General features: G+C 65.8%; 19 protein-coding genes and 2 pseudogenes. 12 read left to right on the forward strand and 9 right to left on the reverse strand.

The genetic code is table 11. From position 1 onward, the window contains the following. Nucleotides 1–66 precede the first annotated feature (66 nt). The 8 genes from IQ782_RS22130 (at nucleotide 67) to IQ782_RS22165 (ending at nucleotide 8,122) form a co-directional block, all read left to right on the forward strand. Complete coding sequence (locus tag IQ782_RS22130; RefSeq protein ID WP_194136850.1) at nucleotides 67–1,314, forward strand: CaiB/BaiF CoA transferase family protein; 1,248 nt, start codon at nucleotides 67–69, stop codon at nucleotides 1,312–1,314. Continuing rightward, entirely contained in the window at nucleotides 1,311–2,147 is an 837-nt protein-coding gene (locus tag IQ782_RS22135) for an HpcH/HpaI aldolase/citrate lyase family protein (RefSeq protein WP_194136851.1), read from the forward strand. Before IQ782_RS22130 ends, IQ782_RS22135 begins: the two co-directional genes overlap by 4 nt. Further along, on the forward strand, nucleotides 2,144–2,956 hold the full coding sequence (locus IQ782_RS22140) for an amidohydrolase family protein (RefSeq protein WP_194136852.1): 813 nt from the start codon (nucleotides 2,144–2,146) through the stop codon (nucleotides 2,954–2,956). The genes IQ782_RS22135 and IQ782_RS22140 overlap by 4 nt, the downstream gene beginning before the upstream one ends. A 29-nt stretch (nucleotides 2,957–2,985) precedes the next feature. Then, complete coding sequence (locus IQ782_RS22145; RefSeq protein WP_194136853.1) at nucleotides 2,986–3,966, forward strand: tripartite tricarboxylate transporter substrate binding protein; 981 nt, start codon at nucleotides 2,986–2,988, stop codon at nucleotides 3,964–3,966. 62 nt (nucleotides 3,967–4,028) lie between these two features. Then, entirely contained in the window at nucleotides 4,029–4,466 is a 438-nt protein-coding gene (locus IQ782_RS22150; protein WP_194136854.1) for a tripartite tricarboxylate transporter TctB family protein, read from the forward strand. 4 nt (nucleotides 4,467–4,470) lie between these two features. Then, nucleotides 4,471–5,982, forward strand: coding sequence for a tripartite tricarboxylate transporter permease (locus IQ782_RS22155; RefSeq protein ID WP_194136855.1), 1,512 nt, complete (start codon nucleotides 4,471–4,473; stop codon nucleotides 5,980–5,982). A 783-nt stretch (nucleotides 5,983–6,765) separates the two neighbouring features. Next, nucleotides 6,766–7,473, forward strand: coding sequence for a GntR family transcriptional regulator (locus IQ782_RS22160; protein ID WP_194136856.1), 708 nt, complete (start codon nucleotides 6,766–6,768; stop codon nucleotides 7,471–7,473). Nucleotides 7,474–7,612: 139 nt separating this feature from the next. Further along, nucleotides 7,613–8,122: a hypothetical protein gene (locus IQ782_RS22165; protein WP_194136857.1), complete on the forward strand. Its 510-nt coding sequence runs from the start codon at nucleotides 7,613–7,615 to the stop codon at nucleotides 8,120–8,122. A gap of 30 nt (nucleotides 8,123–8,152) precedes the next feature. Here the strand turns inward: IQ782_RS22165 and IQ782_RS22170 are convergent. From IQ782_RS22170 to IQ782_RS22200, 7 genes and pseudogenes are all read right to left on the reverse strand, one after another. Further along, a pseudogene (locus tag IQ782_RS22170) lies at nucleotides 8,153–8,329 on the reverse strand (IS3 family transposase); the annotation flags it as partial. 215 nt (nucleotides 8,330–8,544) lie between these two features. Further along, nucleotides 8,545–9,372 carry a sulfurtransferase gene (locus IQ782_RS22175; protein ID WP_194136858.1) on the reverse strand — a complete coding sequence of 276 codons (828 nt, stop codon included), beginning with the start codon at nucleotides 9,370–9,372 and terminating at the stop codon, nucleotides 8,545–8,547. Continuing rightward, the gene (locus IQ782_RS22180; RefSeq protein WP_194136859.1) at nucleotides 9,369–10,760 is read right to left on the reverse strand and encodes an FAD-binding oxidoreductase; all 1,392 of its coding nucleotides are present in this window, start codon (nucleotides 10,758–10,760) and stop codon (nucleotides 9,369–9,371) included. Before IQ782_RS22180 ends, IQ782_RS22175 begins: the two co-directional genes overlap by 4 nt. Continuing rightward, nucleotides 10,757–12,268: a tripartite tricarboxylate transporter permease gene (locus IQ782_RS22185; protein WP_194136860.1), complete on the reverse strand. Its 1,512-nt coding sequence runs from the start codon at nucleotides 12,266–12,268 to the stop codon at nucleotides 10,757–10,759. The genes IQ782_RS22180 and IQ782_RS22185 overlap by 4 nt, the downstream gene beginning before the upstream one ends. After that, entirely contained in the window at nucleotides 12,265–12,681 is a 417-nt protein-coding gene (locus tag IQ782_RS22190) for a tripartite tricarboxylate transporter TctB family protein (RefSeq protein ID WP_194136861.1), read from the reverse strand. Before IQ782_RS22190 ends, IQ782_RS22185 begins: the two co-directional genes overlap by 4 nt. Nucleotides 12,682–12,816: 135 nt before the next feature. Beyond that, a complete protein-coding gene (locus IQ782_RS22195) occupies nucleotides 12,817–13,557 on the reverse strand; it encodes an enoyl-CoA hydratase/isomerase family protein (RefSeq protein WP_194136862.1) in 741 nt (246 codons plus the stop codon). Nucleotides 13,558–13,590: 33 nt separating this feature from the next. Next, complete coding sequence (locus IQ782_RS22200; RefSeq protein WP_194136863.1) at nucleotides 13,591–14,547, reverse strand: Bug family tripartite tricarboxylate transporter substrate binding protein; 957 nt, start codon at nucleotides 14,545–14,547, stop codon at nucleotides 13,591–13,593. Between the two features lie 172 nt (nucleotides 14,548–14,719). Here IQ782_RS22200 and IQ782_RS22205 point away from each other — a divergent pair, with 172 nt between their 5' ends. Next, nucleotides 14,720–15,415, forward strand: a complete 696-nt coding sequence (locus IQ782_RS22205; RefSeq protein WP_194136864.1) for an IclR family transcriptional regulator — start codon at nucleotides 14,720–14,722, stop codon at nucleotides 15,413–15,415. Then, nucleotides 15,412–16,167 (forward strand): IclR family transcriptional regulator, encoded by a 756-nt coding sequence (locus tag IQ782_RS22210; protein WP_194136865.1) that lies wholly within the window; start codon nucleotides 15,412–15,414, stop codon nucleotides 16,165–16,167. The genes IQ782_RS22205 and IQ782_RS22210 overlap by 4 nt, the downstream gene beginning before the upstream one ends. Here IQ782_RS22210 and IQ782_RS22215 read toward each other — a convergent pair. Further along, the gene (locus IQ782_RS22215) at nucleotides 16,158–18,275 is read right to left on the reverse strand and encodes an acetate--CoA ligase family protein (RefSeq protein ID WP_194136866.1); all 2,118 of its coding nucleotides are present in this window, start codon (nucleotides 18,273–18,275) and stop codon (nucleotides 16,158–16,160) included. The genes IQ782_RS22210 and IQ782_RS22215 overlap by 10 nt on opposite strands. Before the next feature lie 629 nt (nucleotides 18,276–18,904). On the opposite strand from IQ782_RS22215, the gene fdhA reads away from it, so the two are divergent. Continuing rightward, the gene (gene fdhA / locus IQ782_RS22220) at nucleotides 18,905–20,086 is read left to right on the forward strand and encodes a formaldehyde dehydrogenase, glutathione-independent (RefSeq protein ID WP_194136867.1); all 1,182 of its coding nucleotides are present in this window, start codon (nucleotides 18,905–18,907) and stop codon (nucleotides 20,084–20,086) included. Between the two features lie 591 nt (nucleotides 20,087–20,677). On the opposite strand, the pseudogene IQ782_RS30425 reads toward fdhA, so the two are convergent. Continuing rightward, nucleotides 20,678–20,785 (reverse strand): annotated as a pseudogene (locus IQ782_RS30425) (transposase); the annotation flags it as partial. A gap of 130 nt (nucleotides 20,786–20,915) precedes the next feature. Between IQ782_RS30425 and IQ782_RS22230 the strand changes: the two are divergent. After that, nucleotides 20,916–21,224 carry a hypothetical protein gene (locus tag IQ782_RS22230; protein ID WP_194136869.1) on the forward strand — a complete coding sequence of 103 codons (309 nt, stop codon included), beginning with the start codon at nucleotides 20,916–20,918 and terminating at the stop codon, nucleotides 21,222–21,224. Nucleotides 21,225–21,370: the final 146 nt, after the last annotated feature.

A 21,370-nucleotide genomic window follows, 5' to 3' on the forward strand; every position in this document is an offset into this window, starting at 1 on the left:
CCCAATCCCCTCCCCCGTGAACCGGGGGAGGTCCCATCCGACTTCCCAGAAACGGAGAGCATGACAATGACCGAACAGCACTGGCACACGAGGGACTTCGACGCAGAGGCGACGGGCCCCATGACCGGGGTGCGCGTTCTGGACCTGTCGCGGCTCGTGGCCGGGAACATGTGCTCGCTGCAGCTGGCCGATTTCGGAGCCGACGTTGTAAAGGTCGAACCCCAGCCCATGGGCGATCCGCTGCGCGCGTGGAAGCAGAAGGGTCAGAGCACGTTCTGGAAAACCTACGGGCGCAACAAGCGCTCGATTGCGCTCGATTTCCGTGCCGAGGGCGGGCTCGAGGTGCTGGAACGGCTCATGGCGCAGGCCGACATCATGATCGAAAGCTTTCGCCCCGGCACGATGGAGAAGATGGGCCTTGGCCCCGACGTTCTGGCGGAGCGGTTTCCGGGCCTGATCCTGCTGCGGGTCTCGGGCTTTGGCCAGACCGGACCCTATTCGCCCCGCCCCGGTTTCGGCACGCTGGTCGAGGGCATGTCCGGCTTTGCGCATCGCAATGGTGAAGCGGGCGGAGACCCGCTGCTGCCGCCGCTGGCACTCGCCGACATGATCGCCGGGCTTTACGGGGCGAACGCGCTGATGATGGCCCTGCGGTCGCGCGAGCAGACCGGTCGGGGGCAGGTCGTCGACCTCTCGCTGCTCGAAGCGATGGTCTCCGTGCTTGGGCCGGAACCGCTGGACTACCGGCTGACCGGCACACCGAAGCCGCGTGTCGGCAACGGGTCCAACACCTCCAGCCCGCGCAATGTCTACCGCAGCAAGGACGGCCATTTCATCGCGGTCTCTGCCTCGGTCCAGAACGCGGCAACGCGGATGTTCAATACCATCGGGCGTCCCGACATGAACACCGATCCGCGCTACGCCACCAACGAGGAGCGCATCAAGCGCCGCGAGGAGGTCGATGCCATCGTCGGTGGCTGGATGGGAGAGCGCAGCCGCGACGAGCTGCTGGAGATCTTCGAGCGCGACGGGATCACCGCAGCGCCGCTCTTCTCGGTTGCCGACATCGTCGAGGACCGGCATTTCATCGACCGCGAGGTCTTTGTCGAGGTCCCCGACGCCGAGCTGGCGAGCGTGCCCATGCACAGCCCCCTGCCGCGTCTCTCCGCCACACCCGGCACGCTGCGGCGCCCCGCACCCGGTTACGGGGAACACGGCCGCATGATCCTGTCGGAAGCAGGCTACAGCGACGCCGAGATCGACGGGATGGTCGCCACGGGGCTGATTGCCGCCGCCGAGGAGGAGACCGCATGAAGCTGCGCTCGCTTCTTTACGTGCCCGCGAACGCCGAACGCTTCGTTGCCAAGGCGCATGAGCGCGGTGCCGACGCCGTGATCCTCGATCTGGAGGACGCGGTCGAAGAGGGCTCGAAGGATGCCGCCCGCGCCGCGCTGGCAGCGGCGGTGCCCCATGTCGGTCAAGGCGGCGCGAAGGTCTACGTCCGGGTCAACACCGGACCGCGGATGGGCGCGGACGCCCGCGCGGCGCTTGCCGCCGGGGCTCATGGTATCATGCTGCCAAAGGCCGAGACTGCCGCATCCATCGACGCGCTGCTGGCGGAACTGGGAGCCGCGGATGACGGCACCGCCGACATTCTCGCGATCATCGAGGATGCAGCGGGTGTGCTGGACGCGCGGCAGGTGGCGGCACATCCGCGTGTCGTGGCGCTCGCCCTTGGGGCCGAGGATTTCGCGACCTCCACCGGCGGTCAGCCGATCCCCGAGGTGCTGCGCCTGCCCAAGCTGATGGTCCATTACGCCGCCAAGGCGGAGGGCAAGCTCTCGCTGGGGTTGCTGCGCTCGGTCGCGGATTTCAACGATGCCGAGGGACTGGCGGCAGCCGCCGCAGAAGCCGCGCGTTTCGGCTTCGACGGTGCGAGCTGCATCCATCCCAAGGTGGTCTCGGTGCTGAACACCGCCTTTTCGCCCTCGGAAGCGGCGCTGACCCGTGCCCGCCGCATCGTCGAGGCGGCCGAGAAAGCCGCGGCGCAGGGCACCGGTGCCTTCATGCTGGACGGTGAGTTCGTCGATCTGCCAGTGCTCAATCGCGCCAAGGCCGTGCTCGCCAAGGCAGGGGCGACCGCGTGACGGCCTGCGACAGCCACCTTCACGTCTACGACGCCCGGTTCCCCGCCGCGCGTGGCGCGACCGTCCCCATGGGGCTGACGCTGGAGGATTATCTTGCCGCGCGTGCCGCCTATGGCACGAAGCGCGCAGTGCTGGTTCAGGCCAAGGTTTTCGGCACGGACAATGCCTGCCTCGTGGATGCGCTGCACCGGCTGGACGGTGACGGGCGGGGCGTTGCGGTGGTCGATCCGGCGGTCCCCGACGCGGAGCTTGAGGCGCTTCATGCCGCCGGGGTGCGCGGGCTGCGCTTCTCGCTCTGGAACCCGTCGAACGCGGTCGCGCGCCCCGAAGACATCAGCACCCTGGCGGCGCGGGTCGCACCGCTGGGCTGGCACCTGCAATTGCACATGCACGCGGAACAGACGCTGGCGGCCGCGCAGCTGCTGGAGGATCTCGCCTGTCCGGTGGTCTTCGATCACATGGGGCGTATTCCCCAGCGGTCGGAGCCGCAGGATCACCCGGCCTTCGGGCTGATCGCGGGGCTCGCCCGCGAGGGGCGCGCCTGGGTGAAACTCTCGGGTCCGTACCTCAACCGTCGCGAGGGTCCCGAGGGGGCGTCGGACGCGCTGGCGCTTGCCCGTGCCTGGATCGCCGCCGTGCCCGACCGCCTGGTCTGGGGGTCCGACTGGCCGCACATCACGGAGCAGCCGACCCCGCCCGCGCCCGCGACCATCGCGGCCACGCTGACCGACTGGTGCGACGGCGACGCCGCTCTCATCGACCGCATCGCCCGGCAGACGCCCGCCCGGCTCTACGGTTTCGAAACCTGACATTTGACAGCACTCTGGAGGAGGACCCCATGCTGAAACTCACCCGACGCACCCTCATGGCCGCCGCGGCCGCCACCGTGGCCCTTGCCGGGACCGCGCAGGCGGCCGATTGGCCCGGCCGCAAGATCACGTTGATCGTGCCCTATTCGGCCGGCGGCTCCGCCGATCGCGTCGCCCGCAACATCGCGCCCTTCCTCGAGAAGGAGCTGGGCACCTCGATCGTCGTCGAGAACCGCCCCGGCGCATCCAGCCAGATCGGGACCTCGATGTTCCTTGCCAAGCCCGCGGATGCCAACACCCTGCTGCTGAACGCGCAGCCCTATTTCAGCGCCTCGATCGCGCTGCAAAGCGCGCCCTACAGCGTCGATGACCTTGAGGTGCTGAACGTGCACAACGTCGGCAACATCTCGATCACGGTGAAATCCGACAGCCCCTACGAGACCTTTGCCGACATGAACGATGCGATCAAGGCAAAGCCCGGCGAGGTGTCGATCGGCACCGTGCGGGGCGGGGCGTCGCACATGCTGACGCTGCTGCTGGCCGACAAGCTAGGCTGGGACGCGCGCATCGTGACCTATGACAGCGGCGCGCCGGTCCGGACCGCGATCCTCGGCGGGCAGATCGCCAGTTCCACCAATGGCGCCGTGTCGGACGCGGCGATGAAGCCCGAGGTGCGGTCGCTCGCGATCTCGACCTCGACCGGCATCTCGGCCTTCCCCGACACGCCCTATATCAACGACGTGCTGGCCGACTACGGTGTCGACGTGCCCGAGATCGGCGACGTGCGCTTCCTTGCGGTGAAGGCCGGCACCAAGGACGCCTACCCCGAGCGCTTCCAGAAACTGCTGAATGCCTATGAGGCGGTCATGGCGAACCCCGAGTATCAGGCAATCCTGCAAGAGCAGGGCGCGGCGGAAGAGACCGCCTTCCGCGGCCCGGACGAGAGCACGAAGATCGTCAAAGACATGGATGCACTGATGCAGACCTACAAGTCGGCATTCGGCGGCTGAAGACATTGCCCGCGTCCCGTCCGGGGGCGCGGGACTGACCCGGTGAGGCAGGAGGAGTTTACATGGAAAAAGCAAGACGCGGCAGCGCGCTGATCGTGCCGGTGGTGATGCTGGCATTCGCCTGCGCCTATGGCTGGAGCAATCGGCACGTTCCGACGGGCGACATGCATTTCGCGTGGCCGCTCACCCTCGGCCTTGGCCTTCTGTCATTGGTGCTGATCGGCGCGGTCCTCGTGGGGCGGCTGCCCGTCGGTCCCGCGCTGACAGCCGCGCGGCTGAAACGCCCGGTGCTGCTTTTTCTCTGCGCGCTGATCCTGCTGGGCTTTGCGGGATATGACTTCCCGCTGGCAACGGCGGCCTTCCTGATGCTGGCGATCCCGCTGATGGGTTACCGCAACTGGTTGGCGGTGATCGCGGTGGCGCTGGTGCTGCCGCTGCTGCTCTACTGGGGGTTCACCGCGCTCGGCGTGCCGCTGGCCTCTTTCTGGTTGGAGGGTTGATCTGATGGATGTTCTTCTTTCTGCCATCATCCCGCTCGCGGATGTCTGGGTGATCCTCTACATGTTGCTCGGCCTGCTGGCGGGGGTGCTCTTCGGTGCCATCCCTGGGCTGAACGCGGGCATCGGCATCGCGCTGATGTTGCCGGTAACCTATACCATGGACCCGCTGACGTCGCTCGTCTTCCTGACGTCGATCTACACCGGCGGCGTTTTCGGCGGCGCGATCACCGCGATCCTGATCAACGCGCCCGGCTCGCCCTCGGCGGTTGCCACGACACTCGACGGCTACCCGATGGCGCTGAAGGGCCAGGCGAATGAGGCCCTCGGCCTCTCGCTGGGGGCCTCGGCGACGGGCGGTCTGCTTGGGATGATCTTCCTGTGCGTGATCATCCAGCCGCTCGCCGCCTTCGCGCTGAAGTTCGGTCCGGCCGAGACCTTCCTGCTGGTGATCTTTGCGCTCACCTCGATCGCCTCGCTCTCCGAGGGGAGTTTCCTCAAGGGGATCGTGGCCGGACTCTTCGGGTTGCTGCTGGGGACCATCGGCTTCTCGGCCTCGGGTTCGATGCGCTTCACCTTCGGCCAGACCTACCTGATGGACGGGATGCCGATCATCCCCGCGCTGATCGGTTTTCTCGCGCTCTCCGAGCTCTTCTCGCGGCTCGAGGAAAAGGACGTTGCGCTGCCGCTCGCCGGGAGGCTGAACTTCGGCAAGATCGTGAAGGGCATCTTCATGGTGCCGCGCCGCGTTTGGGCCGTGCTGAGGTCTTCGGTGATCGGCATCTTCATCGGCGCGATACCCGGCGTCGGCGCCACCGTCGGCAGCCTGATCTCCTACGAAACGGCGCGCCGTTCGAGCCGCACGCCCGAGGCCTTTGGCCGCGGCGAGCCAGACGGGGTGATCGCCGCGGAATCCGCCAACAACGCCTCCGAGGGGGGCGCCATGGCGACCATGCTGGCGCTTGGCATTCCCGGCGGGGCGGCGACGGCGATCCTGATCGGCGCGCTGACCATCCAGGGTATCGTGCCCGGTCCGCGTTTGATCTACGAGCACCAGGACGTCATCTTCGGACTGTTGGCCGCCGAGATGCTGGAGCAAATCCTGCTTCTGGCGGTGGGCTTCGTGGTGGCCGCGGCCTTCCTGCGGGTGATCTACACCCCCTATGCGGTGCTGGTGCCGGTTGTGCTGGCGATGTGTTACATCGGGGCTTTCTCGGTCCGCAACGCAGGCTTCGACGCCATGCTGCTGATCGGCTGCGGCGTGCTCGGCTGGCTGATGAAGCGCGAGGGCTACCCGGTCGTCGCCGTCGTCATCGGGCTGATGCTGGGCAAGACGGCGGACGCGGAACTCATCCGGATCTTCCAACTCTACGGTGGCGACTTCACCATCTTCTTCAAGAGCCCGATCTGCCTTGTGCTGATCCTGGCGACCATGCTCAGTCTCGCGGCGCCGCTTTGGTCCGCCTATGCGAAGCGTCGCTACAGGAAGCTCAACTTGACGGATGAGACGGGGGCATGAAAAGCCCCGCCCGTGGCCGCGATCAACGCGAGGCCGTTTTCGCCGCCGCCCCAAACCTTTGGGCGGCGGCGCCAGTTCGGCGATGTGGCGCGACCTCAAGGCGTTGACTGATGCCTTGGCACCGCACGCAGCGGCGGGTCTCAAGGTCACGCTCGAAGCGCTGTGAGCGTAGCGCAGGGAGCGCGGGCGACGGCATCTCGCTGGACCGTCGCGGCGTTCCATTTCCGGTGCCCGGCGGGGCCGCAAGGCAAGGTGAGCCGCCGCCCGCTGCCGCCGCCGACCGAAAACTCAGGGCAGAGCCACGTTCTGCATCGCCGGGCGGAGCGGGATAGTCCCAGGAAACCATGCGCCAGATCCGCGCGATCGGTCGCTGTATGTTGCGGGGGATCCGCGCTGCCGCACGGTATTGTCCGACAGTCCGGCTGAACGTGGGCGCGACACTCCGTTCCGGCGGCCGTGGTCAGCCCTCAAATGGTGTAAAATGTATTGTATTCACCCTGTTGCCTCGGATCGCGCGCGCTTCCCGTCACCCGCAGGCCGGTAATGGGCACGCGGGCTGGCAAGGCGGTCAGGAAGAGGTCCAGCCTTGGAGCCCGCGAACAGTCGAGTTGCCCGCAGGGCTGCATGCACGATGAATGCCGAGGCCCCCACAACGTCAACGCGCCGCGGCGCGGGGGACCTTTGGTCTCTGAGCCATGTCCTTGATCGGGCGCGCACCTTCGATTAAATGAATGCATAATGCTTTCGTCGGGTAGCGAAGTCAGGGAGCGAGGCAAGACGAACATGAGCGATCCGAAAACCATGCTTGCAGAAGGGCGCCAGACGTTTCGTCGCAAAACGCTGCACGAGGAACTCACGGAGTCCATTCGAGAGCAGATCATCCTCGGAGACCTCGCGGCTGGCACGCGCGTGCCCGAGAAAGAACTCTGTGCCCTTTACGGTGTGTCGCGAACGCCGCTGCGTGAGGCGCTCAAGGTGCTTGCCACGGATGGTTTGATAAACCTCGAGCCAAATCGCGGTGCCTGGGTCAGCAAGATCACCTGCGCCGATATAGACGAGGTTTTCCCGATCATGGGCGCGCTGGAAGCGCTCGCCGGTGAACTTGCGTGCCGCCACATCCGCGATGAGGAAATCGGCGCGATCCGGAAGCTGCACCGTGAAATGCTGGGGCACTACGAGAAGCGGGAGATGGGACCCTACTTCGAAACCAACCAAAGGATCCACGAGGCGATCCTGGCTGCGGCCCGCAACAATACGCTGACCACGCAGTACCGCTCGCTGGCGGCACGTGTGCGTCGGGCGCGGTATGTGGCAAATATGACCATGCAGAGGTGGTCTCAGGCGACCGAAGAGCATGAGCAGATCATGACTTACCTGGAGCGGCGGGACGGGGAAAGTCTTTCCAAGATTTTGAAGAAGCACTTGGAAAACAAGCTTGAGACGGTTCGTCACTGGCTTGAAGAAAAGGAAAAGAACGCGGATATCGAATGACGGGACGGGGTTTGCGTCCGGCGAGCACTCGGCTGAAAACCCGCGCAAACGGCCCATTTTGAAACTTCTTTCAAGCACTGGCCCGCTGCCGGTTGCGTGGGCGCGAAGGAGACCGTGACCCTGACGCTGGAGATGGCAGATGATGAGCCGGACCTTCAGAAAATCGTTCAAGATCGGGGCCGTGAGGCTGGTGCGCGAACGCGGCGCCTGCATCCCCCGGATCGAGCGGCTGGTGCGGCAGAATGTCATGCCGCCCGTCCCAGGCGCCGTGGCAAGCCGAGAAACCAGGGCGAACGATCCGTTATTGCCGACAGTATTCTTGATCGAGACTTCGAGACGGAGGGCCCGAACCAGATTCAGCTACACGTGGAGGGCCATGGGCTGGCTCTATGTGGCGGTTCCGCTGGACCTGTTGCCGCAACGCGTGGTGGGCTGGTCAATGACGGCGGATCGCGGCGCCACATCGGTCAAGCGGTCTCATCCCTCTCGGGACATTGCTCCGCATGCGCGTGCCGGGCAAGGGATGAGCAATGTCGGAAACCTCTGGGATACTTCGGCGATGGAGAGCGTCTTCCCTTCGCTCAAGACCAAACGGACCGCGCGCAAGCTCTACCGCAGCCGCGATGCCGCCCGCGCCGTGCAAGCATGACCTGGTGTGCACCAGGCCGGCGGCGAGTCATATCTGCCTGTCCAACGCGAGATCCGCGACGACCTTCTTCAGCCGCGCGTTCTGCTGCTCGCGCTTCCTTTCGGACATCATCCAATCCCGCGTATTTCTTCGATTGAGCGAAGGTCGCCGTGCTGATCCCCGCCTTGCGGCAGGCGTCCCGGCAGAGGTGCCATCCTTCGCCTTCATGATGATCTACGCCTTCTGCGCATCGGTGAACGCCGGGGACGTCCTGCGTGTCCGCTTCTCTCCCGCCGGGTTGAGGCCGGAAAAATCAAATACGCAGCGGGGGCGTTTTCGAGGACCGCATCAGGGGGCTGTCCGTTTAGTGCGCTTGGTACCTCGAAGACTAAGGTGTGCCCTGAGGGTGATAGACCTCGGAACGCGGCAGATTTCGGCACTGGTCAGCTTTCGATCGGGCCGAGTTGCCCGGTCCCCCATTCCGCCCAGGAACCGTCGTAGAGCGTTGCTTCGCGCCCGATCCTGGCCAGTCCGAGCGCGAGGGTGCAGGCAGTCATGCCCGATCCGCAGGTGACGACGGTGCCGGCCGTGGGGCCGTCGCCGATTTTCTCCCGCAGCGCCGGGGCGTCAAGGAAGCGTCCGTCGGGCCCGGTGAGTTCGGTGAAGGGCAGGCTGCTCGCGCCGGGCATGTGGCCCGAGGTGAGCCCGGCACGGGGCTCGGGGTCGCGTCCGAAGAACCGGCCCGCGGGGCGCGCATCGAGGATGTGCGTGCCACCGCGGGCGACGACGTTTGCCATCTCCGCGCCGCCAAGGACGCGCGAAAGATCGGGAGACCAGCTTCGCCGCGCCACGGGCGCGGGGGCGGGCAGGGGGCCCGAGGCGGTTTCATATCCGCCTGACTGCCAAGCGGCGAGGCCGCCATTCAGCACGCGCACATCCGGCGCGCCGAAGAGGGTAAGCGTGTACCAAACCCGCGGCGCAGAAAAATGCAGGGCGCTGCGGTCATAGACGACGACCGGCCGGCTTCCGTCTATGCCGAGTTCGCCCATCGCCTCGGCGAAGCGCTCGGCGTCCGGCATCATGTGCGCAAGCGGCGCAGCGGTATCCGCAATCTCGTCGATCTCGAACAGGACCGCGCCGGGGATGCGCAGCGCCGCCACATCGCTGCGGCTGCGCTCGGGGTCGGGCGGAAGATAGTAGGTTGCATCCAGGATGACGGTTTCGCCGAGGCATTCGGCAAGCTCTGCCGGGTCGATCAGGGGGTCGGTCATTCAGATGCCTTCTGTGCAGGGGGAAGAACCTTTCCGGGGTTCATCAGGTTGTCGGGGTCGAGCGCGGCCTTGACGCGCCGCATGATGTCCAGCGCGGGTCCGTGCTCGTCCGCCATATACTTCTGCTTTCCGAGGCCGACTCCATGCTCGCCGGTGCAAGTTCCGTCATGCGACAGCGCCTCGGCCACCATGCGGGCGTTCAGGTCGGCCAGCAGGTCCCTTTCCTCGGGGGCGTCAGGATCGAGGGCGAAAACCACGTGAAAGTTGCCGTCACCGACATGGCCCATGATGGAGGCGGGCACCGGGCAGTTTGCCAGCAATGACTTGGCGTGGTCGATGCAGGCTGGCAGCGCCGAGAGCGGCACGCAAACATCCGTCGCCCATCCTCGCGCGCGGGGGCGTTGCGCGACGGTCGCGGTGTAGGCAGTGTGCCGCGCTTTCCAGAGGCGATTGCGCGCCTCTTCCTCCTTCGCCCATTGGAAACCTTCACCGCCGTTGGCGGCGGCCAGGTCCTCGAACAGCGCGACCTGCTCGCGTACACCTTCGGGCGAGCCGATGAACTCGACGAAAAGCGTGTCGGCTTCGGTGTCATCGCGCTGCGAATAGGCGTTCACCGCGCGGATGCAGCCCGCGTCGAGATACTCCATCCGCGCCGGTGTCAGCCCCATCTGGATCGCCTCGACCGCCGTCAAACTTGCCGCGGCCGCGTCGGGGAAGGTGCAGACCGCCGCCATGGTCGCTTCGGGTCTGCCGTAGAGGCGAAGGCTGATCTCGGTGATGATGCCGAGCGTTCCCTCCGAGCCGAGGTAGAGGTGCGTCAGGTCGTATCCGGCGCTCGACTTGCGGGCGCGGCGCGCGGTGCGGATGATCTCGCCTTCGGCGGTGACCAAGGTGAGGTTCAACACGTTCTCGCGCATGGTGCCGTAGTGCACCGCGTTGGTGCCCGAGGCGCGGGTCGCCGCCATGCCGCCGAGCGTGGCATTGGCCCCGGGGTCTACCGGAAAGAACAGCCCGGTGTCGCGCAAGTGCGTGTTGAGCGCTTCGCGGGTGACGCCCGCCTCGACGGTGCAGTCCATGTCATCGGGGCGTACCGCGACAATCCGGTCCATGCGGGTCATGTCGAGGCAAAGGCCGCCCCGCGGCGCCGAGGCATTGCCTTCGAGAGAAGAGCCCGCCCCATGCGCGATCACAGGCACGCGCGCGGCGCGGCAGGAGCGCACGACGGCGGCGACTTCCTCGGTGCTGACCGGGTAGGCCACGGCGTCGGGCGGCATGGCATTGTGATGAGCCTCGGTTCCCGCATGGTTGTCGCGGTCGGAGCGGCCGTCGCTATATCTGTCGCCTAGCAGCGCGGAAAGTTGCTCGGTGAGGGGTCGGGGAAGCGTCATGAGGTCGAGATTTCCTTTTCAGGCGCGGGGCGACGCCGGGCGGTGAAAGCCAGCACGGCCTGGGCGGCGAGGATCAGCACGATGATGATCAGAAGACCGCAAGAGATCGGGCGGGTCAGGAAGGTCGAGAACTGCCCGTCCGAGAGCATCATCGAGCGGCGGAAATTCTCTTCCATCAGCGGTCCCAGCACGAGGCCCAGGACAAGTGGCGCCGTGGGGAAGCGCAAAATGCGCAGCAGGAAGCCCAGAACGCCGAAGGCCAGCAGCTGGTAGACGTCGAAGATCGAGTAGCGGATCGAGTAGGTGCCGATCACGATCAGCACGACGATCGCCGGGTAGAGCAGGCGGTAGGGAATGCGCAGCATGGCGACCCAGAGCCCGATCATCGGGATGTTGAACACCAGCAGGATCAGGTTGCCGAGCCAGAAGCTGGCCACCAGACCCCAGAACATGTCGGGAGACTCGGTCAACATCTGCGGTCCGGGCGTGACGCCATGCACCATCATAGCGCCGAGCAGCAGCGCCATCACCGCGTCGCCCGGCACGCCGAGCGTGAGCGTCGGGATGAAGGCGGTCTGCGCCGCGGAGTTGTTGGCAGCCTCGGGGCCAGCCACCCCTTCAACGGCGCCCTGGCCCATTCTGTCCCGGTTGCGGCTGATGCGGTTCTCGGTGGCGTAGGAAAAGAAGGAGGCGATCGTTGAGCCGGTGCCCGGCAGCGCGCCGAAGAACGATCCGATCGCCGAGCCTCGCCAGATCGCCGGGAAACTGTCGCGCAACTCCGTGCGGGTCGGCATCATCGAGCGCAGGGTGATCTTGCTGCTCGGCACGGCGCGCTCGCCCTGTCCGATGTTGGCGAGGATCTCCGCGAGGCCGAAAAGACCCATGGCCGAGGCGACGAGGCTGACGCCATCCATCAGTTCGAAATTGCCGTAGGTGAAGCGCATGGCGCCCGAGGTAAGGTCGATGCCGACAAGGCCCAGCACCACGCCGACCACGACCATGGCAAGGCCGCGGATCGCCGAGCCTTCCGAGAGGGTGGAGGCGGCGACGAGGCCGAGCGCCATCAGCATGAAGTATTCCTGCGAGCCGAACTTCAGCGCGAGCTCCGACAGGCCGGGGGAAAAGGCTGCCATCAGCAGGATGCCGATCGAACCGCCGATGAAAGAGGCGAGCGCAGAGAGCATCAGCGCCGAGCCGGCGCGGCCCTTCTTGGTCATCTCGTAGCCGTCGAGGCAGATCACCGCCGAGGAGGCCGTGCCCGGCAGACGCAGCAGGATCGAGGCCACCGAGCCGCCGTATTGCGCGCCGTAGTAGATGCCGGCGAGCATGACGAGCGCGCTGGTCGGCGAGACGTAGTAGGTCATCGGCAGCAGCATCGAGATCGCCGCAAGCGGGCCGACGCCGGGCAGTACGCCGATGAACATGCCGATCGAGACGCCGATGAAGCAGTAGAGCAGGGTCTCGGCACTGAGCGCGACCTGGAACCCGAGAAGCAGATTGTCGATCATGAGAGCAGCCCTTTCGGCAGCATGGTGATCTGCAGGTCCAGTCCGACCACAAAGATCAGCCAGACCAGCGCAAGCACGATGACGCCCAGCAGGACCAGCTCGCCCAGTTTGCGGTGAGGCTCGGCAAGGGCAGAGAGCAGCACCACCAGCAGCACCGCGATCGCCCCGCCCAGAACCTTGAGGGCGAGCGCGAAGGCGACAATGCTGCCAAGCACCAGAACCACGGGCATGAGCGCGCCCAGAGAGACCCGCTGGTCAGGATGCCGCCAGCCTTCAACCAGCAGTACCGCTCCGAAAAAGAAGAGCAACCCGGCCAGCACCGCGGGAAAATAGCCGGGCCCCATGGCCGCGGCACTGCCGAGGCTGAGGGTCCGGACCTGTATGAGCACCACCGCGGCCGTGAGCAGGAGCATCAGGCCGCCCAATCCGCTCACGGAGCTCAGAGCCCGCAGGACGCGGCGTTGCCGCCCCTCTTGTTGGGTGTGTCGCATCGGAACCTCCCCTTTCCTTCGCGCGTGTCTTGGATGGGCTTGGGATGTCCGCGCTCGTCAGCGCCCTTCGAAGACGGGTGTCTGCTTCGCCCTGAAGGCAGCGAGGGCATTTGCAGCATCCTCGCTGTCCAGCACTTTCGCGATCCGCATCTCGCTGTCATAGAAGGTCTGGATCGCCACATCTCCGGCGGCGTCCAGCGACATCCGCTTCAGCATTGTCACCACCAGAGGAGCATTGGCCGCGAGCTGCCGGGCCATGGCGCGGGCTTCCGTGACATGCATCCCCTCGGCAACGACCCGGTTCGCCATGCCGGTCTCATAGGCGCGTTGTGCAGAAATGGGGTTGCCCAGAAGCATCATCTCCATGACCACGCGCAGCGGGCCGCGGCGCACGGCGGCGGTGATTGCCCCCTTGGCAACGCCAAGCTTGGCCTCGGGGTAGATCAATTCGGCGGTTTCGGTCATCACGATGAAATCGCACATCAACGCCAGCGTCAGACCTGCGCCGATGGCCTTGCCGCTGATCGCGGCGATGATGGGTTTGTCGCAGCGGAGCCCGAATTCCGGAACGCCCTTCCAGAACTGGTCGGGGGGCGCGGTCAGGTCAGCCCCCGCGGAAAACACCTTGTTGTCGCTTGCCTTGAGAATGGCGGCGCGCGCGTTCCCTGCCTCGAACCGCTGGAAGCAGCTGCGCAGGGCCTCGAACATCTCTGCGGTCAGTGCATTGCGTTTCTCGGGGCGGTCGAGGGTGATCTCGGCAACGCCGTCGATCTCCTCGTAGAGGATGTGCTGGGACATGGGGTTTTCTCCTGCAGGGGTCGAATTCATGCGTCAGTCGACCGAGATGCCGCTGGCATCGCGGATCGCCGCAAAGGTCTCGAGGTCGGCGGCCACTACGGCATCGGTCGCCGCGGCGTCGCGGTACTCGGGCAGCAGGCCCATCTTGAGGGTCTGGTCCCGGTACGCCTCGGACTCGACCATGCCCTCGAGCGCGGCGCTCATCTGAGCGATGGCGTCCGGATCAGTGCCTTCGGGGGCAAAGACGCCGAACCAGCCAGAGAGCGTCAGGTCGTAGCCGAGTTCCGCGGTCGTCGGCACGTCGGGCAGGTTGGGGTGGCGTTCGGGGATCATCGCGGCGAGGATCTTGATCTTGTCCGAGCCCGCCTGCGTCAGCACGACAGGATCGATCATGAACTGGACTTCATTGGACAGGACGGCCGCCATGGCGTTGTTCGACCCCTGGTAGGGGATATGCGTCGCGTCGGTGCCGGTTTCCATCATGAAGTACTCGGCAGTGAACTGACCCATCGAGCCGACGCCCGCGGTGCCGTATTTGGTGGTTCCATTTTCCTTGAGGTAGGCAACAAGGCCGTCGAGGTCTTCAATTCCGAGGCCGGCATTCACGCCGATGAAGGTCGCGGCGTTGGCGGTGGTGGCGATGCCGTCGAAGCTCTCGACCGGGTCATATTGCACGGCCTTGTTGATCAGCGGCTGAACGACATTGGTGGCGTTGTTGCCAAAGAAGATCGTGTAGCCGTCGTTCTGGGCGGGTGCCGCTATGGTTGCGCCGACGACCCCGCCCGCGCCGGGCTTGTTCTCGACCACAACGGGCTGTCCCACGGCCGCCGAGATCGCATCGGCCGCCATGCGGGCGAGCAGGTCTGTGGTGCCGCCGGGGTTGTAGGGCACGATCATGGTGATCGGCTTGTCCGGCCAGCCATCGGCTGCGAGGGCCGCCTGTGCGGAAATGGCTGCTGCAATCGCCGCGGCGAACAATTTCGAATTCATGGTGTCTCCTCCCAAAGTGCAGCGCGCAGGCGCCGGTCCTCCTCAGAACGATTCCGAGCGTAGCAGCAAGAAATTTGTCGCTCAATAGAAAATACCGTTCCAATATTTGGAACATTGACAGCGGGGATCGGGGTCCGTTATCTGGCTGGGGAAGGTGCGGAAGCGGGGTTGCATGGACAAGACATTGATCAAGGGCCTGGCTCTGCTCGAGCACGTGGTGATGGCCGAAGCGCCGGTCAGCATCAGTGAGTTGTCGCGGGAAGTCGGATTGACGAAGAGCAACGTTCACCGAACGCTTACGTCGCTTCAGTCGGCCGGTTACCTGCTCTTCGATCCATCGACGCGCCGATACTACCCGTCCTGGAAGCTGCCGCAGATGGGCGAGGTGGCACGGGCGAAATTTCCCTTCCGCCGGGCCGTCATGCCCTTTGTCGAAGCGCTCTCGGCGGAGCTTGGCGAGAGTGCGCATTTCGCCCTGCCGTCCGGCGAAGACGTTGTGTTCATCGCCAACGCAGCGCCGCGCACCGGGGCCGCTGCCGTGATGCCCGACAACCATCGCCTGGGCTGTGACGACACGGCCTTCGGGCTTGTGCTCGCGGACCGGGACCTTCCCGCGAAGGCGGAGCGACGCGGGGCCGTCGTCGTGCTGCGGGACCACCCGGCGCGAGAGACTTTCGAGATCGCCGCGCCGGTCATCGGGGTGCAGGGCGCGGTCATCGGTGCGTTCGGCATCAGCGGCCCGAGCGTCCGCTACGACGCGGCCCGCCTCGATCATCAGGCTCGGCGCATTCTTGCGGTGCGCGATGAGGTGACACGCAATATTGCCGGGGTGACGATGCCGACCGGCCTCAGCGGAGACGCTGCATGATCAAATCGGTAGAAAAGGCCCTCCGTCTGCTCGAAATCTTGTCCGAGGCGCGCGAACCGATGCGGCTGCGAGATGTCGCGGCCGCGACGGAGATGACGCGGTCCAACGCGCTGCGCATGCTGCAGACATTGCAGGATCTGGGCTATGTCCGGCAGGCCGATGGCAGCGCGCTCTACGAGATGTCGCTCAAGGCGTTCCAGATCGGGGCCCGCAGGATCTCGCACGACGGGCTGGTGACCGCTGCCCACCCGATCGTCCAGGAGTTGGCCGACAGGGTCGAGGCAAACGTTTTGCTCAGCGTGCGCGATGGCACCTACTGCGTGGTCGTAGACCGGATCGAGAGTCGGGCATTCGTGCGCACCTTCGCCCAGCTCGGTGCGCGCGAGCCCCTCCAGGCGGTCTCGGCCGGAAAGGTGCTGCTGGCCTACGGCTCGCAAGCGGTCTTCGAAATGGTCGCGGCCAATCTGGTCCCTCTGACCCCTCGCACCATCGTGACGCGGGAGGCACTCGAGGCCGAGATGGAAAAGGTGCGCCGGCAGGGCTTTGCCACCACGGAAGGCGAACTCAAGCAGGACGCCAAGGGCATAGCGGTGCCGGTCCGGGGCCGACTGGGCGATGTCGTCGCCGCTTTGACCGCCTCTGGCCCGCTGGCCAAGATGTCGGAAAGCGAGCTGGCCGGATATGTCGTATTGCTTCGGGACCACGCCGCCCGGATCGAAGCGGCGTGGTCGGGTGGGTTTCGTCAGGCCTGAGCCGACAACAGCGTACCGCGGCCGTCGAGGGCGATGGCGCCGCTGCGGGTCACGCGAAGGGGGTTCACCTCGAAGTCAACGAGCTTGCGATCTAGGTCGGTGGCCATCCAGGACAGCCGGCTGATCGCATCGCAGGCGGCGCCTACGTCCAGGGGATCGGCGCCTCGCGCGCCGTTCAGCAATGGCCAGATCCGCAGGCTCTCGAGCATTTCGCGCGCCGTCTCGGGAGACACAGGGGCAGCGCGTTGTGCGACGTCCCGCAGCAGCTCGACATGGATGCCGCCGGCGCCGATGACCACCTGCGGCCCGAAGTCGCCATCATTGACGATCCCCGCGATCAGCTCGACCCCGCTGCCGATCATCTGCTGAACGTCAACGTGCGGTTCGGTGCCGGGTGCTGCCGCGGCGATTGCCTTGGCGATCTCGTCCCAGGCTTCGAGCAGCGCCGTCTCGTCGGCGATGCCGGGTTTGACGAGGCCAAGATCGCTCTTGTGGACCACATCCGCCACGACGCCCTTGAGCACGACCGGATAGCCGAGGGCGCGGGCTGCGGATGCGGCATCCTGCCCGCTGGCCGTGAGCTGCGCCAAGGGAACCGCGACACCGTAGCTTCCCATGAGTGCCTTGGCTTCGGGCTCGGTCAGAAAGCCATCAGGCAGGGCGTCGGGCAGGGCCGGGCCGGCGAGGCGCGCCGGGACGCCGGGTCGCATGAGGTCAATCGCTGCACGATCATCGAGCAGCAGCTTCACCGCGCGGATCATGTCGTCGGTGCGCGTCACGAAGGGGAGCCCGGCTTCGAGCAGCGCCTGCCTCTGCTCCTCGGCGAAACGCGAGGTGTTGAGCACGAAGACCATCGGCTTCTCTGCGCGCCGGTAGACCTCGACGAGCTTGGCGAGGGTCTGCGGCATGAGTGGCTGGGGTGTCATCACGTAGACGAAGGCCGCGACGCCCGGATCACCATGCACCGCCTCGATCGCGTTGTCGAAGACGCGGAACTCAAGGCCCCCGACATGGCCACCCAGATCGAGCGGATTGTTCTGGTGCGAGCGCAGGTAGTCGGTGTCGAGCCGCTGACGCGTCGTCTCGGAATAGGTCGCGACCGGCACATTGGCCAACGCAAAGCGGTCGGCGATAATCGCGCCGCCGCCGCCCGAGGCGCAGATCGTCGCCACGCCGCCGGCACCCATTGCCGGGTTGGCAGCGAGGATGCCGGCGCAGATGATCATGCTGTCGGGATCATCTACCAGCAGCACGCCGCAATCCCTGCAGAGCGCTTCGAACGCGGAATAAGACCCCGCCAGGCTCGATGTGTGCGACTTGGCCATGTCAGATCCGGCCTCGGTCCGGCCGGCCTTCATGGCGACCAAGCGCTTGCCCGCTGCGCGCGCGGCAAGTGCGATCCTGCGGAAGCGGTCCGGGGATTTCAGCCCTTCGATATAGAGACAGACCACCTGGGTATCGTCCCGCTCGAGGAAGGCCTCGGTGAAATCGCACAGGTCGAGGTCTGCCTGATTGCCGATCGAGATCGTGCCCGAGAGCCCGACACCATGGTCATGCGCCTGAACGAAGAGAGCGCCCATCAGCGCGCCGGACTGGCTGACAAAGGCGACATTGCCCCGACGCATGGGCTGGGCGTATCGCAGGGTCGGCGTCGAGGACAGCGCGACATTGGCACCGGGGACGATCATGCCCATGCAGTTCGGCCCCACGAGGCGCATCTTGTAGCGGCGCGCGATCTCGACGATGCGCGCCTCAAGCGCGGCTCCCTCTTCGCTGAACTCGCCGAGCTGCGCGGTGATCACGATGCAGGCGCCGACCCCAGCCTCGCCGCAAGCGGTGATTGTCGTCTCGAGAAGTCCCGCGGGGAGGGCGACAACGGCGATGTCGGGGGCATCGGGGAGGTCCCCCAGAGATGGGTAGCAGGCAAGCCCAGCCACGCTCTCGCGCTTGGGGTTGATCGGGTAGATGACGCCGTCATAGCCGTGTTCGATCAGGTGGTGCAGGATGCGCCCGCCAAATTTCCCATAGTCTTCGGTGGCGCCAACGAGGGCGATGGACCGGGGCGCGATGATGCGTCCCAAGCTGATGGGCTCTTTTCGGATGGTCAATGATCTCTCCTCCTCACCGTTCTAAAATATAGAACGCTGTATCCTATAAAGTAACATCCGGATTCTGGAAGGCCCTGTCAAGAAAAGAGAGGAAGTGGCGCGCGGACCGGGCCGTCTTTTGGCTGGTTGCATGACCGCACAGCCCCGATGACGGGTGACCAAGTGGGTCCTCCAGACCGGCACCGACGTCATGGAGTAGACACACAATGTTGTGAGAGGGGGCGGCCGCGCGTCTGACAAAGGCCCGGCTCCTCTCAGGCTCGAGGCCTGCCGGGTTCGCAACGGTCCAAATAGAGGAAAGGCAACTCAACGCTGCGCTCTTGGCACTGCGAAAAGGGACCGACAAGGTGCTCGCGCACGGGATCGCACAGGTTTTGCGCGCGGGTTGGTGCAGACTGTTCCGTACGTTTTGGGAGCAGTCCTTGCAGCCAAAGTCGGCAGCGCGGGCGGCAGCGCGGACCAGCAGACCTTGCGAGCAATGTCACAACGTCGCTGACGTTCGAGGCCATGTCGCTTCCCGCCATGTGAGCTGACCAACCAAAGATAGCATCTCGCGGACGGGGCGCTGTACTCCACGGCATGCCGACATGCGGTGCCTCGCCCGTGCAAAATCTTAGGAGGAGACGCACATGAGCAATATCGGTGTGGTTTACACCGGCCCTGGGGCCGTCGAAGTGCAGAAGATCGATGATCCGAAGCTTCAGGCCCCCGACGGGCGCAAGCTGGAGCATGCGGTGATCCTCAAGGTCATCTCGACCAACATTTGCGGCTCCGACCAGCACATGGTGCGCGGGCGTACGACGGCCCAGCCGGGCCTGGTTCTGGGGCACGAGATCACCGGCGAAGTGATCGAAACCGGCTCCGACGTGGAGATGCTGAAGGTCGGCGATGTTGTCTCGGTGCCGTTCAACGTGGCCTGCGGTCGCTGCCGCTGCTGCCGCGAAGGCGATACCGGCGTCTGCCTGACTGTGAACCCAGAGCGCGCGGGCGGCGCCTACGGTTACGTAGACATGGGCGGCTGGATCGGGGGCCAGGCCCGGTATGTCACTGTTCCCTATGCCGACTTCAACCTGCTCAAGTTCCCTGACCGGGACCAGGCAATGGCGAAGATCCGCGACTTGACCATGTTGTCGGACATTCTTCCAACCGGATTCCACGGCGCATTGCAGGCTGGTGTCGGTGTCGGGTCGGTCGTTTATGTCGCCGGTGCGGGCCCCGTGGGGCTGGCGGCCGCGGCGTCCGCGCGCATTCTCGGCGCCGCTGTCGTGATGATCGGCGACTTCAACAAGGAGCGGCTCGATCACGCGGCCAAGGTGGGCTTCACCCCGGTCGACCTGTCGAAAGGCGAAAACCTGCCGGAGATGATCGCCGAGATTACCGGGCTTCCCGAAGTGGACGCCGCGATCGACGCCGTCGGCTTCGAGGCGCGCGGCCATTCCGGCGGAGAACAACCGGCCATCGTGCTGAACCAGATGATGGAAATCACCCGCGTTGCGGGCGGCATCGGCATCCCCGGCCTCTATGTCACCGAGGATCCGGGGGCTGTGGATGACGCAGCGCGGAGCGGCAATCTTTCGATGCGCTTCGGTCTCGGCTGGGCAAAAGCCCAGAGCTTCCACACAGGCCAGACTCCGGTGCTGAAGTACAATCGTCAACTTATGCAGGCGATCCTGCACGACCGGCTGCCGATTGCGGACATCGTCAATGCAACGATCATGCCGCTCGATCAGGCAGCAGAGGGCTACAAGAGCTTCGACAGCGGAGTGGCGAAGAAATTCGTGCTCGATCCGCACGGAATGCTCGCGTCCTGACACTGAACGGTCGATCGCAAGCCGCCAGCCCACACGGTCGGCGGCTTGCGATGCGCACGGCCGACTGCGGCCTTCGGATATTGCGCAATAAAGCGCGGCTCCCAGCATGTCGGGCGGCCCCTGCGCCTTCTCAGAGAGGCCGCTTCTCCGGACAAGAAGGTGCACATCGCCTTCGGCTTTCGGCCTTCGGCGTCCTGCGCCGCGTGGCCATGCGCAGAGCCGGGAGCATGACGTCGGCCGTGAGGCGCGACCGCATGCACCATCCGACCGGGCGCGGGGAAAACGGGTTGATGATGACAGCAAGGCAAACAACGCCCTCTTGCGTGTGTATATAGCTTCTTTGATTGATCCCCCCGCGCGCGCTCAGTTTGTCGTTCCGGCCTGCGGCCTGCGAGGTTCTTTCCGAAGTCATCCACGAAGTGGCTTCGTCTCGGCGTTTAAGGCTCGGACGTCCCCGGGTGATCTGCGCGGCACCCGGTACGCTCCGCAGGGAGATCTCGCGGGATCGATCCGGTGCCTGCCGCCCCGGCCGAGGCGGCAACCGTGTGCCGCGTCCCGATGGGGCAGGCGTGGCCTCCCGCGCCTCGAAAACGCCGCCACCGAGCGCGACGTCGCAAAGCGCGCCGGGGCATCGATTGTCGCCACGAAGGTCGCGGCCGTGACAGGTCCCGCGCCGGGCAGGGTCATCAGGCGCATGCAAGCGCCGGACCCCTTCACCTGCCGGACCAGCTCCCAGGTCAGCGCCGCCGCCCGTCGCAGGGCTTCCGGGCGCGCCGCCAGACGTGGCAGAACGAGGGGCGCCAAGGCGTCGTGTCCCCCCGAGAGCTGCGTGTCTGCGGCCCTCGCGGGGTCGAGGCTGAGCCGGACCTCGCACCCCGAGGCCGGCAAGCAGACCGCGGATCGTCTTCCCCGTGTTGCACCGAGCGCCGATCGCAGCGTCGCGCGCTGCCAGCAAGGCCCGACGTTCCTGCGCATGCCGCCTCTTGACCTCGACTCCTCGGCAAAAGCCCGCCCGCGGGAGATCGGCCAGCGTCGCAGCGTCGTCGGCATCTGTCTTGTCATGCATCTGACCAAGCACGGCGCATATCGCATCCGGAACCGTCCTCGTCTCGCAGATCCGTTTCATGACGCCTTCTGAGCGGCGCCCGCAGATCGCTGTCCGATCCTTCGAGACATCCAGTCCAACGTGGTGTCGTTCCCATTTCCACGCTCCTCTTCCATGGGTTCAGAGACCCGTCAGGGAACGCGGGGGAGCAATCACTCCGTGTGATGCCACTCGCCATG

Source organism: Salipiger mangrovisoli (assembly GCF_015223355.1).
GTDB classification, from domain to species: domain Bacteria; phylum Pseudomonadota; class Alphaproteobacteria; order Rhodobacterales; family Rhodobacteraceae; genus Salipiger; species Salipiger mangrovisoli.